This window comes from Neorhizobium alkalisoli (assembly GCF_002968635.1).
In the GTDB taxonomy this organism is placed as follows: domain Bacteria; phylum Pseudomonadota; class Alphaproteobacteria; order Rhizobiales; family Rhizobiaceae; genus Neorhizobium; species Neorhizobium alkalisoli.
Genome location: NZ_PVBN01000009.1, coordinates 28698 through 42997, shown reverse-complemented (window position 1 = coordinate 42997; position 14300 = coordinate 28698). Strand labels below are relative to the sequence as shown.

Below are 14300 nucleotides of genomic sequence, written 5' to 3'. Positions count from 1 at the left end.
GTTCGACAATTGGTGAGGGTCAGTCCGTCTCGAGCAGGAAGAATGTCGTCGGGCCTGCCGGCGCGTCGTTCGTGAGGTCGAAATGCATCGGTCCGTTTCCGCTGCGGAGCGGCGGCTGTAGGACGCCGTCAAGGCCCACCGGGGAAAGCCGCCAGCGGCCGGACCGGTTCCTGAACTCGACCGATAGCACACCTTTGCGGATCAATACCGGCAAAGTCCCGAAGTCCTCGATCACCTTCTCCTGCGGATCCCTGAAGCGCATGTTGCTGTTGCGGGCGTCGGTTGCAAAGATCAGCAGCATGCGTTTGCTTGCCGCGAGCGAAGCGGCTTCATCGAGAGCGGAGGCGGCGAAGAGCGCACCTCCGTCGCCGCGTTCGATCCGCACGGTTCCGAGATCGGCAGGGGTTTCCAGGGTAGCGAAAGCGGCCGCTTCCGTGCGGGGCGTCGACAATGTCAGGCGGAGTTTCTTGCTGTCGAGCAGCAGTTCGCCGGTATCGCTTTGGAAAATTCCGGCGGATGGATCGGTGCGATTGTTTTTCGGCAGCAGGCCGGCGTCGGCCAGCGCGGCCAGCAGCTTGCCTGCATCCGTCTCGCTCCGTGGCTGATTGACCGCAAGGGGCTCGCGCAGCCCATCGGATTGTCGGAGGCCGATACGGGAGACCAGCGACAATATGGTCAGGGTATCCGGCTCGGCCGCCTGCATGTCGTCGCTCAGATCCTCCTCGCCCCGGACGAGGAAAGGAATGCTGTTGGACGAGGCTTTGACATCTCCGCGCCGGAAAAGGAGTGCTGCAAGTGTTTCGCCGGCGCGGGCGACCGGGTCGAGGGCGATCGCATAGGGCAACATCGCGCGCTTGTGAGGAAAAGGTTCGCCATATTGCAAGGCGATCGGGCCATGGCCGTGGCGGCAAAGCATATCCCAGCCCTGCAACGCCGCGTAGGCCGGCATCACGAGTCCGGCCTCGTATCGATATCTGCTCCAGAACAGGTGATCGTATTCCGTGATGCCGAAAGGCTTGCCGAGCCAGCGGCTCGCGGCGGCGACGCGCATATATGCGCCGGCGTCGGCAAGCGAACTCCTGTTTTCGATCTTCGCGCCGGGTTCGTAGCTGTTTACGCTATCGTGATAGGTGTTCATGGTGACGGCTTGAAGGTTCTGGCGGGTCAGGCCCGTCTGCACCGTCGGCCAGTTGTTGTAGTCGCTGATGAGGCCGCGATAGCCGAGGTCCCGCAGCACCTCCGTCATGCGGGCCATGGTCCCGCGCTCGGTCTCGACGAAGAAGGCCTGCAGGTCGCGCAGCCGGGGGCTGTCGACATACCGGTCGGTGGGCAGGCGTACGGAGGCGTTTTCCAGTCGCTCGTTAGCCCGAAGGTCGGGCCATGCGGTCCGTAGCGCTTGCGTCGAGCCGTAGCGCTTGCGCAGCCAGGTGTTGAACGGCTGGCGCAGGCTGTCCGGGTAAGGCCGGCCGATCCTGTCATGGACGACCGTCTCGAATTCCATGCTGTTTTCGTTGACCAGGATTACGAGGCCGAGGGCCTCGTCGCGGATCGGCGCAATACCGGTATAGGGATTGACCCGGGTGAGGAAATCCGTGGCCAGCCTTTTCCAGTGGGCAAAGGCCTTTTCCTCATAGCTCACCTCCAGCTTGAGGCCTTCCGACGGATCCCAGCGATCGTCGTAGGCGCCGGAACCGCCGCGCCAGGAGGTCAGCCCGTCGACCATCCAGTAGATGCCGTTCTTCTTCAGCGCGGCCATCAGATAGTGGATGCGGTCGAGGGTCTCCGGATCGAAATCGAAATCCTTCTGCCGGCCGAACATCAGGGCCGCATCGGTAAAATGGAGGCGGGCGATATTATAGCCATGCATGGCGAGCTGCCGTGCATAGGCATCGGCGTCCGCATGGTTCGGGAAGCCGCCGGATGCCGGGCTCCAGGCGAGCGAAGCGCAGAGCATGCGGGCCTGTGCATCCGGTGCGCCGGCTGTCGCCAGATGGCCGTCCGTGCCGACGACGAGGCGGCTGTTTGCGTCGATGGAGCCGTTCGGGAGGAGGCCGGAAAAATCGAGTGGACTACCGGGCTCAACGGCCAGCGATATCTCGCGGACAGGAAGCCAGTCAGCCGGCCAGGCTACGGGCGCCGAAGCCGTGAGCGCGAGTGTCGCTGCCAGGGCGCGGATCAGTCTTTTCATCAGTGTCTCCGAACTCACGGCTCTCCACCCATCCACGAGGATCGCGTCGCGGGGCGAAAAAGCCGAAGGGCACCGCTGCCGTATGGAACAGCCAGGCGACGACGGTGTAAAGCCCGAGCGACAGCCCTCCCTTTCGCCAGGACATCAGCGCGACGACGCTTGCGAACAGGCCCAGCACCACCGCAAGCGCGGCAAGCTTGTCCGGGATGGCAATCATCAATCCGAGCGAGAAGAGAATCCAGCCCGCGACCAGCGCCCAGAGTTTCAGTTCCGGCAATTCCCGCAGCATCTGGCGGAAATAGGGTTTTCCCGACGAGGCCCGCAGCAGTTCCCCGACCCCGAAAAGATATTTGGTCTTCCAGCGCCGGACGAGAAGGCGGTAGGAATTGACGCTGTGGCCATAGTGGCGGACGAAGCGGCGGTCGAGCCTGTAAAGGTCCCAGTCGGCGTTGCGCAACCGGATGCCGAGGTCGAACTCTTCGTAACCGTGCAGGTTGCGGTCCGTCAGATAACCGATGCTTTCGATCGCAGTGCAGCGGTAAAGCCCGCCGCCGTTCATCCTGTCGATGGTGCCGATGCGGTTTTCCGGGGCGTTTCGCTGGACCCGACGGGTATATTCCAGATTGTCGAGCATCATTTCCTCGACATGGCCGGTCACACCGCCCGCTCTGGTGTGGGCGTTCAGATAGGCGGTCGCTGCGGACAGAAATGCGGGATCGAGATCCATGTCGCCGTCGAGCAGGCAGATGAACTCATGCCGCGCATACTGGAAGCCCAGCTGCGGGCCGATGCCGCAGCTCGGGCGGGCAGGGTTTTGGATCTGGACGATCCGAACCGGATAACGGGATGCAATCTCTATCGTTGAATCCGCCGAGCCGCTGTCTGCAACGATCACCTCGCCTTGCCCGCCGGGCAGACCGGCGAGTGCGAATTCGATCGTGCGGGCAATCCGTTTCTCTTCGTTCAGCGTCTTGATGATGACCGATACGCTCACAGCAGTTCCTTCACCTTCTTCCGCGTCGCAACCGAGTGGTAGATCGCCAACGTGCTTCGGGTGATGGATGGCCAGGCATAGGTCTGTTCCACCTTGCGGATGCGCGACAGGGCGACCTCCTGACCGAAAGGCTCGGCCATCTTGCGCTCCAGGGCTCTGGCAAGGGCGTCGACATCGCCGGGCGGGAAATAGTCCTCGGGCGGCAGATCGACCTCGTGATTGGCAACGATGTCGCTTGCCAGCACAGGCAATCCATAGCTCATGGCTTCAAGAAGCGAAATCGGCATGCCCTCGTGAAGCGAGGGCAGAACGAAGAGGCCGGCCTGGGAAAAGAGCGCGGCAAGGTCTTCACCGCTCTGGAACCCGGTCAGCACGACATCGGGCACCCGGGCCGCGGCCGCCTCGATTTCCTTGGCATAGGCCATGCCTTTGTGATCGGCGCCACCCACCAGGACCAGTTTCCAGTCGGTCTGCTTCAATTTTCCAAAGGCGGCGATCAGATCCGTCTGGCGCTTTTCCGGCACGAAACGGGCGACCATGACGATGTAGCGGCGGCGTTGCAGGCCAAACCGGTCCAGCGTCGCTTTGCCGACCAGGCTCGGCGTCACCGTCACGCCATTCGGAATATGGGCCACATCCGCGCCATAGCGGCTTTTCATGGTTTCCGTCACGTCGCGCGACACTGCGATCCTGGCGTTCGCGAACCGCATGGCGAGCCGTTCGCCGAGCTTCAGCACCCGCTTTGCCGTAATACTCCACTTCTCGCGGTCGTAATCGTATCCGTGGTGGGTCATGACGACCTTCAGCCCGAGCAGACGGGCGAGCGGTGCGAGCAGGCCCGGGCCAACCGCGTGGATATGAAGAATATCGGGGCGGCGGATGGCGGCGTAGAGAACGCCGGCCAGGGTGTGAACGAAGGCCTCCAGAAGCATCGACTTCGGCGCCCAGAGAGGCGTTACGCGAATGCCGCGCCAGCCCGCCACGGTCGGGTCGGGCAGGTATTGGCGGCGGGCAAGCACCTCGACATCCCAACCGCGGGCCGCGAGTTCCTGGCTCAGCATTTCGACATGCTTTTCAATGCCGCCCTGCACATTCGGTATGCCCCGAAGGCCAAGCATCATGACGCGGCGCCGAACGGATTCCCGGCCGATACGAATGCCGGGAGTGGATCCGATGTCCGGCAGCACCGGCGACAGCCGGGGCGTCTGGCTCAGAACGACGCGCTCGATGCGGCTCTGCCCGGCTTGATCGCTGTGCGAAACAGCCTGGGCCTGCAGCAGCTGCGCAGGGATGTGTTCGAGCGACGTGATGTCGCCCGGGCGCGTCCGGGCGGACTGCGCATGCCGCTTCTGCGGAGTATTGGTGTTCTCGTCCATCACCGGCACCAGAAATTCATTTCCTGATGCCGTTCTATGGAAGGAACCTTCTCATACCGGTAAGAAAAAAGTTAAGATTTTAAAGGAGTTGTGCGGTTCTTGAGCAAAGCGGCGAAAAAATTTTTGGACGGCTGACCGGTTTCGGGATCGGGCTTTTCCCGTTCAGCGGCGGATAAGGGATTGGTAAAGATCAAACATCCGTTGCCGGTAGGCCGCGCGCGAGAATTCGTTGGAAATCCAGGCACGACCGGCCTGTCCCATCTGTGCCCGTTCCTTCACCGACCGAGCGGCGAGGTCGGCGAGTGTTCTTGCCAGGTCATCGACCGAGCCGGGGGCGGCGGTGAGCCCGGTTTCTCTTTCGCGGACCATTTCCGGGATGCCGCCGATCGCAGCGCCGATGACCGGACGTCCCAGCGCATAGGCTTCCAGGATGCTGATCGGTGCATTCTCGTACCATTCCGAAGGCAGGACGAGCGCGAGAGACTGGCCGATGAGGCGAAACAGGACGTCTCCCGACAGATGGCCCGCGAAGACGACCTCCGCCCCAGCGGATCGGGCAAGCGCCTTGAGAGCGGCCTCTTCCGGCCCAGTTCCGGCTATGATCAGCTTCTGCCGTGCCTTGGCTGCGGCGCGGATCAGCGTGGCGATGCCTTTTTCCGGGGCCAGGCGTCCGGCGAACACGAAATAATCGCTCTCGTGCCATGTCGTGGAAAACCGGTCGACGTCCACGAAATTCGGGACATGAACGAGTTTTTCGGCCGGCCAGCCCCATTCGATCAGCTTTTCGCGGTAGAAGCGGCTCGGCACCACGATCCGGTCGACCTTGTTGCGATAGAGCCCGAGCGACCGATGCAGGAGCGTCTCGGCGAAGACCACTGCGCTCAGCTGCAGCGAATCCTTGACGCAGCGATTAACCACCACGTTATGGATCCGACCGCCCTTGCAGTCCTCGCAGATGCGGCCGTCGCGCAGCATCTTGTAGGAAGGGCAAGCGAGCTTGAGGTCGTGGGCCGTCATCACCACCGGCACGCCGGCATCTTTCAGGGTGGAAAAGATCGCGGGCGAAATGTGGTGATAGATGTTGTGGGCGTGGGCCACATCGGGCCGTGTCTTGTCGATGAGGCGCTTCAGATTCCGTTGGGCCTCGAAGGAATAGATGACCTTGGTCGCCTGCAGGACCTTGTCCTTCAGCCCGATCTCGCGGCCATATTCGATCTCCGAGACGAAATAGTCGGACCAGGGCGAGGGGAGGTTATTCTCGTGCTGCATGGCGAAAGGCACGACATCCCAACCGATTTCCTCAAAGAGCGCCGTATGGTCGAAGAAGACGGTTTCTGCACCGCCGCGCCGGTAGAAGTAGTTGTTGATGTTCAGGAGGCGAGGCACCGCCACGGCTGTCGTATGGACATTCATTGGGCAGAGGCCTCCCAACCGAGGGTGCGCGTCGCCGCCTCGACGGTCAGGATGCTGCAGCCGCGTTTGCGGGCATAGCCCACCAGATGCTCGAAAGCCCCCGGCGTGCAGCCGTAAGGGGTCGGGGTTTCGGCAATGTCATGGGTGAAGAAAATGAGCCATCCCGGGTTCTTCACGGCATCGTCTATCCAGGCCGTCAGTCCGCGCACATGGTCCTCGGGCTGGCGGATCTCCACCGACTGCAGCATCAATGGGTCTACCGGACCGCGATTGATGGCCTCGCCGGCACCGCGACAGGTCTGATATCTCCTGGCGAGTTCGCGGCGGGCAGGCGGCCAGGCGGCATTGTAGGGAAAGGCAAAATTGCTGACGGGGCGGGTAATGCCGGCGTCGCGGAGGTAGTCGGCATTTCTCTCAAGATCCGCCGAAAGCGATTTGCCGTAGGAACGGAGCGGGTGGTGCGTGAAGGTGTGGCTGCCGATCTCGTGGCCGCGCCGGAAGAGTTCGAGACAGCCGTCGCCGCTGATCAGCCTGCGGTCCGGCTCCACGCGCCCTTCAAGGCCGCCGGCGATGTAGAAGGTGCCGGAAGCGTCATATTTTTCGAGGATGGAGGCGCCGTTGGTCAAGGCGGTATCCGGTACGTCATCGAAGGTGAAGGAGATGATCGGCACGTCGGTTGCGACGGTACGCGTCCGCCGGGCCATCTTCCAGATAAGCCGATTGCTTATCCGATCGATCAATCCCTCCATTGCCTTGAATGCGTCAGGCATGGGCCTCTTTTCCTCTTTCCAACGATCTCTCCTCGATATGGACGGCATTGGCTTCGTAGCGGATTCCGAAGAGTGCCATGCAGAACAGGAACCAGCCGACAATGTAGCCCGAGGAACTTTCGTAGAAGAGACTTTCGAGGCAGGTGGTGAATATCATGTAAAGCCAGATGCGCAGGAAAAGCCGGCCGCTATGGGTCATCTTTCCTTGAGCGGTGATCTTCGAAAAACTCCGCAGCGGTACGGCGAAAAACCAGATCAGCGAAAACACGAGGGCGGGTATCCCGCCGATAAGCAGGATCTCCACATAGGAATTGTGAGCGTGCGAAGCCGAGATTGCCCAGGTTGCCATTCCCTGGCCGCCGTAAACCAGTTCCTCGGTGCGCCAAAAGGACTTCAGGCCGAAACCCGTCATCGGGAATTCCGAAATCGCATTGATCGCGATCCGCCAGATATCGGCGCGGTTGGTGAAGGTGGCATCCACGCCGAAGCTCTTCACCAGTTCGCTCAGGCCCGGCGAGATTGCGGCACCGACGGCAAGCAGGTTGAACGCTGCGACGCCGCCTATCGAAAGCGGGATGCGAAGAAAGCGGAATTTCTCGAACAGCCAGGAGAGCAGAATAACTGCCGGCAGCATTGCCGACGCCGTCTTGCCGCCGGTGTGCATCAGGAACCAGGCGGCGCCTGCGAAGATGGCGAGGCCCACGAGCCGCGACCAGACCTGCATGACGAATATGCCGCAGAAGGCAAACAGCACCATGGCGGCGGCGGCATTGTTCTTGTGGGGAAAATAGCCGCGCCAGAGCCCGGCGTGCATGGGTTCTGTGACCTCGGCCGCCGAGTGAATGGAAAGATACGGCAGGAAAACGATGCCGTAATAGCAGAGCCCGATGCAGGCGAGCGTTCCGATCGCCAGCAGCTTGGCGAAATGTGTCTCGGAACGCGGCAGCAGCACGCTGGCGTTGGCGCCGATGACCACCAGCGAGGTGAGAACCAGCGCCTTGAAGCTGTTGGAACCGTGGTTCGAGAAGAGCGAAACAAACAGCAACCAGAGGAAGATCGACAGCATCAGCCACCGCGGCTGCAGGAAAGTGCTGCGCATGGAGGTCGCCATGGTGCACAAAACCGCACCGAATGGCAGGAAAATGAACAGGATCTGGTTCAGCCGGCTGGAATTGTCGGTCTCGATACTCGCCGACGAGGGCAAGGTCAGATCGTAGAAGGGGTCGATCGATATCGCAAAGAACAGGAACAGGCCGAGGAACAGCATCGAGCCGATCATGTTGCGGTGATCGATATCGGCGGGGCCTGTCGCTACGGCTGTCGGGTTGCGCATGCTCAACCCCTTAAGCGTATCTCTGCGTGTAAGCGAAGCGGCGGCGGGCATCGCCCAGATGTCGTGCGAGCCCGAGCAGAAGAGCCACTCCGGTGCCGAGCATGAAGCCGCCGACACCGCCGCCCGCAAGGAGGATGACCGTGCGCGGCGGCCAGCTCTTCGCCTTGGGCGGCACGGGCGGCGAGATGACCCGGACGTTGCTGGTATCGATTTGCTGGCGTTCGGTGATCTGGTGCGTGCGGCCGAGATAGGTTTCGTAGACCGCCGCCTTGGCGCGCGCATCCCGTTCCAGTTCGCGCAGACGTATCTGCGCATCGTTGTTGGTGAAGACGGTGGAACGTTCGGCGTCGGCCTTGCCACGGAGCTGGTTCAGCGTCACGCGCGCCTGGTCGACGTCGGTCTTGGCCGTCTCGAGGATGCGGCTCGCCTCGTCGGCTATGGCTTTGTCGATGGCGGCTTTTTCGGACTGCAGCGAGACCAGCCGCGGATGGCGCGCGCCGTAGGTAAGCGTCAGCGAGCCGATCTGCTGCTGCAAAGTATTGTAGCTGGTCCGAAGCGTCTGCATTCCGGGAGAATCGAAAACGGTCGCCGTCGCCGTCCGCCGGTCGGCAACGGCCGAACGCATCTGGTTGTAGCGCGCTTCAGCCTGGATCAGGCGCTGCTGCGCATCGAGGACCTGGGTGTCGAGGGCGCTGGAAATCCGGCTGCTCGCAAGCTCGCCGGTATTGGATTCCTGGATATTGTTGTCGCGCTTGAACTGGGCGACCTTTTCCTCGGCGTCCGTCACCTGGGCGCGAAGTTCGTCGAGGCGGCTGGTGAGCGTGGCGGCGACACGACCGGCGCTGTCGGCGGACGATTCGAAGAGCTCGGTCTCGAAGGCGCGGACGATCGCCTCGGAGAGCCGGATCGATTTTTCCGGATCCTCGGACCATACGGAAAGCGTCACCACGAAAGACCGCTCTTCACGGGCGGCCTTGACCCGCTCGCCGAGTTCCATCAGCACGCCGAGCTCCCTATCGCCGGCCGGACGGCCGGGGGAGAACAGACGGAACATCGGTTCCAGCGCGCTAGGCTTCGTGAATTCCGGATCTTGCGTCAGGTTCATGTCCGCGACGACCTGTTTCAGGACATTGCGGGACGTCAGCACGCGCAGTTTGCTTTCCACCTCCAAAAGCTGGGAGTCCCGTTGCGGGTTCGAAGCAAACACGTCGTCGGTCACGACGTTGAGGTTCTGAGGATCGATGATGATATCGGTATAGACGGTGTAGCGCGGCGTGGCGGTCGCCGAATAAAGAAAGGCTGCAATCACGCCGAGGACGACGAAGAAAATGATCCAGGGCAGCCCTTTGCGCAGCCAGGAGAGGATGTCGCCGACGCCGATCTCGGACAGGCTACGGATCTGCGCTTCTATGACCCCGTTGAACGAGGAAGAGTAGGTCGCGGCCGGTTCCTCCGCATGGCGCGGGGCGGGCTGCGGTTGCCGGCTCGGACGACGCCAGTAGTCGTCCCTGTCGCCCGCGCGGGGATCGTTCTCGTCCTGGTAGGTTTCCTGGAAGCGCTCGTCGTCCAGCCGATCAAGAAGCGAGCCGCGATAGGGCATGCCGCCGCGCTGGCCTGCAGGCACGGACGATGACGCCGGTCGTCGGTTCTCAGGCTCCCTCGGCCGGTACATGCACACCTCCAGCCATGCGGCCGAAGCATCGAACGCGCCGCATTTCGCCAATATCAGGCTTCATCACTAGGTCAGTACGGTGAATATCGCGTTAATCTCTCATTATGCGAAGTCCGTAAGGAGACGGCTCCAGCTCTCGGAGGCGAGGCCTCCGACAAAAATATCGTTTCCGGTTGCAGCCGCGCGGATGTCCTGATGCCGGGTTACCATGCAGAAATAGCCGCGGTGCCGGAAATTCATCTGTCGCTGGCGCATCAACGCGTTCATCAGGAAGGGCTGCGCCATTCCGTGGGCCGCTGAATAGCCGGAGGCCGAAAGGTCTGAAAACATATGCCCGACCACGTCGAATTCGTGTCCTTCGCGGCAAAGGATATTAAGGACGTGCGCCATCCTGCCCGGTCTGCCGAAGAACAGGTAGCAGCCGATCGTCGTGCCCTTCGCGTTGAAGACCCGTTTGCAGCGGAGCCGGCCGAGCGACATGTTCGAGGCGGCGGTATCCATCAGCCACAGAAGATCGTCACGCGACCAGTCGGGGCGGATCGCAAAGCGCTCGGTCATCGTTGCGGCGCAAGTGAAGAAATCATCGAAATCCGCTTCGATCGAGGTCACTCCGGCGGGTTCCGGCGGCGTGAACGCCTCGAAGAAACGCCGGGCGACAAAATCTGCCGCCTTGAGCGACATCGAGAGTGGAAGATGGCTGCCGGCCGGCAGTTTTTCCCTCAGTCGATCGAATCCTGCCTGAAACGGCTGGAAGGTGCGGCGCCATTCGAGGCTTTGAACGGGAAGCATGAAGCCGCCGCCGGTCGTCCAGTGATCGGCGCTGACGGGAGAGGCATTGTCGGAGAAACACAGGTCCGGTTGCGAGAGGCGGATCGCACGCGCCAGTCTTGCGGCACCGGCAAGGCCGGTCTTTTTGTCCGCCATGAAGGCGCATAGGAGGCGCGCGGTAATTCGCCGGCCGCAAACGAGGAAGGGCATCGGAAGCGCCAGCAACGCGCTGTCGATCCGGCCGTGATGATCCTCGTGGACGATGCTGCCGTTGTCGGGGGCATAACCCGGACATTTCAGAAAAACGCGGTCGAGATAATCCAGAAGATCCTGCTGCGGCGCCTCGTCCCTGTTCCGGAACGCCTTGTTGAAGAGCCGGCCGACGGCCTGAAGGTCGGCGGCTTCCATCGGACGCACGCCATGGGACGCATTGCGGATGAGGGGGACAGGAGGAGCCTCCGCGGCCAGATGGCTGGACGGCAGGTTCATTCGGCGGGCTCGCTCACGGCAAAACTCGTCTGCCTGCTCCTCGCCACGACGCTTAGATAAACGGCCCAGGCGGCGACCGCCATGGCCGTCTCGATCACGTAATAGGAGACAAAGGTGCCGAGGGGCGGGGCATACCAGGTGGCCCATGCAGCAATACCTGCGCCGAGCAGGCTGCCGGTTCCGAGAACGGAAGCGCGTGCGCCTTGATGGCCGGCTGCGCCGAGCGCCTCGAGCGCGATCGCCCAGCAGGCGACCGGCACCACGACCCAGCAGAGGACGCGGACGAAACTCACGAGCGAGATGTAATCATGCCCGAACAGAAAAGGCAGCAGCGGTGCGAATACATAGACGGTGGCACCGGCGCCAACGCTGATCGTGAAGGCCACGGCGAAGATTTTCGATACCCGTTCTGCCGCGTGGTGAAGCCCGGCCTGACTCGCCTTTGCGGTGCCGGGATAAACGATGCGGTTCAGCGCATCGACGGAAAGATAGCTGCTTTCGATGATGCGACGCGCGACACTGTAGCTCGAAACGATCTCGGCTGTGGTGACCAGGCTCAGGACCAGGAGGTCGGCATTCTGGCGCGCCGCCTTGAGAATGAAGGGGATGCTGAAGAACAGGCCGAGCCGAAGTTCCTCGCGGACAAGCCCCCATCGGGGCCGGCCGAGGGGGCGCAGCGCCTGGACGCAGAAAGCCAGCATGAGGAGATGGGCCGCGAATTGCCAGAGGATCCAGCCCGAAAGCGTCGATACGCCGAAGGCGAGGCAGGCGAGCACGGCCGCGGCGGTGCGGATCAGCGCAAAACCCATCACCACCTTGTTGGCCGAGCCGAAGTCCGAAAAGGCGATGAATACCTGCTCCGCAAACAGGATGCAGCGGACGAGCACGATATTCGTGACGAGCATCAGGGTGATCTCGACGACGTTCACCACCGGATCTGTGGAGATTTCGAAGAAGAAGGGCAGTGCCACGGCGCCGACCACGATGAGAGCCACGCCGCTTGCCGAAATCAGGATCAGGTTGTGCCCGAGCATCAGGGGGTAGATGGCGTGGTCGCGGGCGACGCGGCGCACAAGGCATTCGGTGGCGCCGAGGCCGCAGAGATGAACTGCGATCGCCGAGACCGCAGTGATCGCCACGAACAGGCTGAACTCGTGGACGCCGAGGAAGCGGGCGAGGATGGCAAAGGTCAGGAGCTGGGCAAAGGAACTGACGATCAGGCTGCCGCCCGAGGCCGCATAGGACATGAACATCGGCAGGAAACCGCGAAGGCGTGCCATTTTCTGGATCGATCCGGGCACGGTCATGCTTTGCTTCCTGCCGCCATGGCAATGTGATCGGCACCGGCTGCGTCACGGGCCGTGAAATTCTGCAGCCAGAGCTGCGTCGAAAGAATGCCGACAAAGGCGGCATTGTCGCGGAAACCGGAAACCGTCTGCGTTCGGCACTTCTGATGCAGCTTGGCGACCGCGCGGGCGTTGAACAGTCCCGCGGCGGCGATCGCCTGTTCGCCGAGCATCTCGCCGACATAGGCTTGTTCATCGTTGCCGGCGAAGGAACGGCTGTCCGGCGCGCGATAAGGCTGCTTGGGTCTCTTGCTGATCACGTCCGGCAGCAGGTCTTTCGCCACCCGTCGGAGGATATGTTTCTCCTCCAGGCCCTTGAGCTTCATCTCCGGCCTCAGGCGGCTTGCAAATTCGACGAGGCGATGGTCGAGAAAGGGAAAACGGCCTTCGATGCCATGCGCCATCGCAACACGATCTCCCTGGCTGGAGAGAATGTAGCCGGGCAGCAGGAAACGGCCTTCGAGATATTGAGCCTGATGCAACGGATGCCAGCGACGGAAGTTTCCGGGCAGGCGCGAGGCAAGCTCTTCCGCTGCGTCATAGGTACCAAGGGTGGCGCGCAAATCGTCGGAATAGAAGATCTTCGCCGAAGCCGTCGAGCGAAAGCGCGGCCGGTGCGAGAAAAGCGGATCGTCGGCAATGTCGCTGGAGGCGCCGAAGAACGCGGCAAGATAGTCTGAAGACTGTTGTTTCAAGCCGGGCAGGTAGGGATAAAGCTTGCGGAAGAGGTGCGGCCTGATCTTCGAGCCCGGCTGGCGGGCGCAGAAGCGCCGCACCTGGGCCTCCCGGAAGATATCGTAACCGGCGAAGATCTCGTCGGCGCCTTCGCCGGTCAGCACGACCTTCATGCCGGCATCTCGTACGAGGCTGGAAAGGCGATAGAGCGGGGCAGGCGCGGTGCGCAGCACCGGCCGCTCGGTGAAGTTGATCACATCCGGAAAGCTCGCCGCGATATCGGCCGAGCCGCTTGGGACTGCTCGATGATGCGTTCCGAGCGCGCGGGCAACTTCCATCTGGAACGCGCTTTCGTCATGCTCGGCGTCGTCGAAGGTCACCGAGAAAGTGTTCAATCCGCTCGGCGCCATCGGCGCGGCCAGAGCGGTGATCAGCGAGGAGTCCAGGCCGCCGGAAAGATAGGCGCCGACCGGCACGTCGGCGCGCATACGAAGCCGCGTGGCGTCCGTCAGGATCGCCCTCAGCTCTTCTTCCATTGCCGCCTGGTCCGTTTCGGTCCGGTCGTCGGCGTCGGGAAAGTCGAGCGACCAATAGGGCCTGACTTCGGTGCGTCCGCCCTCTGCGATCAGCAGATGTCCGGGCTCGAGTTCGTAGATATCCTTGAAAGCCGTGCGTGGCGGGATCGGCGCCCAGAGCGTGAAGATCTGGTCGAGCGCAAAAGGATCGAGTTCCGCCTCGATGCCCGGCACCTGGAGCAGGGCCTTCACTTCGGAACCGAAATAGAGTGCGCCCTTGTGTCGGGTATGAAAGAGCGGCCGCACGCCCATCCGGTCACGGGCAAGCATCAGTCGACGGTCGCGGGCATCCCAGATAGCAAAGGCGAAGTCGCCGTTGAGGCGTGAAAGGCAGTCCTCGCCATGGAGCGCATAAAGCTGCAGCAGCACTTCCGTATCGCTGCCGGTGCGGAAGGCAACGCCACGGGCCTTCAGGTCGTCGCGCAATTCGACATAGTTGAATATCTCGCCGTTGAAGACGATGGCGAAACGGCCGTCGGCACTCGTCATCGGTTGCTGGCCGTCGGCAAGCCCGACGATCGACAGGCGCACATGGGCAAGCCCGATACCGGGCGCGGCGAAGACGCCTTGTCCGTCCGGTCCGCGATGGGCAATCGCGGCCGCCATGGACGACAGGAGAGCTTCCGGATTACCGGAGCCACATGCTTCACCAACGAAGCCAGCAAAACCGCACATCTGTTTCCATCATGAACAGGACCTGG

At 62.3% G+C, this 14300-nt stretch carries 10 protein-coding genes; all 10 read right to left on the bottom strand.

Annotated elements, in window-relative coordinates; all coding sequences use genetic code 11:
- Positions 1-19: 19 nt before the first annotated feature.
- The 10 genes from C5L13_RS19050 to asnB all read right to left on the bottom strand — a co-directional run bounded on the left by C5L13_RS19050 (position 20) and on the right by asnB (position 14274).
- Positions 20-2188 carry a glycoside hydrolase gene (locus C5L13_RS19050; protein ID WP_105384846.1) on the bottom strand — a complete coding sequence of 723 codons (2169 nt, stop codon included), beginning with the start codon at positions 2186-2188 and terminating at the stop codon, positions 20-22.
- Positions 2115-3182, bottom strand: coding sequence for a glycosyltransferase (locus C5L13_RS19045; protein ID WP_105384845.1), 1068 nt, complete (start codon positions 3180-3182; stop codon positions 2115-2117). The genes C5L13_RS19050 and C5L13_RS19045 overlap by 74 nt, the downstream gene beginning before the upstream one ends.
- Entirely contained in the window at positions 3179-4303 is a 1125-nt protein-coding gene (locus C5L13_RS19040; protein ID WP_407070451.1) for a glycosyltransferase family 4 protein, read from the bottom strand. Before C5L13_RS19040 ends, C5L13_RS19045 begins: the two co-directional genes overlap by 4 nt.
- A gap of 417 nt (positions 4304-4720) precedes the next feature.
- Positions 4721-5950, bottom strand: coding sequence for a glycosyltransferase family 4 protein (locus C5L13_RS19035; RefSeq protein ID WP_170117295.1), 1230 nt, complete (start codon positions 5948-5950; stop codon positions 4721-4723).
- Between the two features lie 17 nt (positions 5951-5967).
- Positions 5968-6741: a polysaccharide deacetylase family protein gene (locus C5L13_RS19030; RefSeq protein WP_105384843.1), complete on the bottom strand. Its 774-nt coding sequence runs from the start codon at positions 6739-6741 to the stop codon at positions 5968-5970.
- Positions 6734-8074 (bottom strand): O-antigen ligase family protein, encoded by a 1341-nt coding sequence (locus C5L13_RS19025; RefSeq protein ID WP_245571355.1) that lies wholly within the window; start codon positions 8072-8074, stop codon positions 6734-6736. Before C5L13_RS19025 ends, C5L13_RS19030 begins: the two co-directional genes overlap by 8 nt.
- A gap of 10 nt (positions 8075-8084) precedes the next feature.
- Positions 8085-9746 (bottom strand): GumC family protein, encoded by a 1662-nt coding sequence (locus C5L13_RS19020; protein WP_105384842.1) that lies wholly within the window; start codon positions 9744-9746, stop codon positions 8085-8087.
- Between the two features lie 102 nt (positions 9747-9848).
- The gene (locus C5L13_RS19015; protein WP_245571354.1) at positions 9849-11003 is read right to left on the bottom strand and encodes a GNAT family N-acetyltransferase; all 1155 of its coding nucleotides are present in this window, start codon (positions 11001-11003) and stop codon (positions 9849-9851) included.
- The gene (locus C5L13_RS19010; protein ID WP_245571353.1) at positions 11000-12310 is read right to left on the bottom strand and encodes a lipopolysaccharide biosynthesis protein; all 1311 of its coding nucleotides are present in this window, start codon (positions 12308-12310) and stop codon (positions 11000-11002) included. The genes C5L13_RS19015 and C5L13_RS19010 overlap by 4 nt, the downstream gene beginning before the upstream one ends.
- Positions 12307-14274, bottom strand: a complete 1968-nt coding sequence (gene asnB, locus C5L13_RS19005) for an asparagine synthase (glutamine-hydrolyzing) (protein WP_105384841.1) — start codon at positions 14272-14274, stop codon at positions 12307-12309. Before asnB ends, C5L13_RS19010 begins: the two co-directional genes overlap by 4 nt.
- Between the last annotated feature and the right edge of the window lie 26 nt (positions 14275-14300).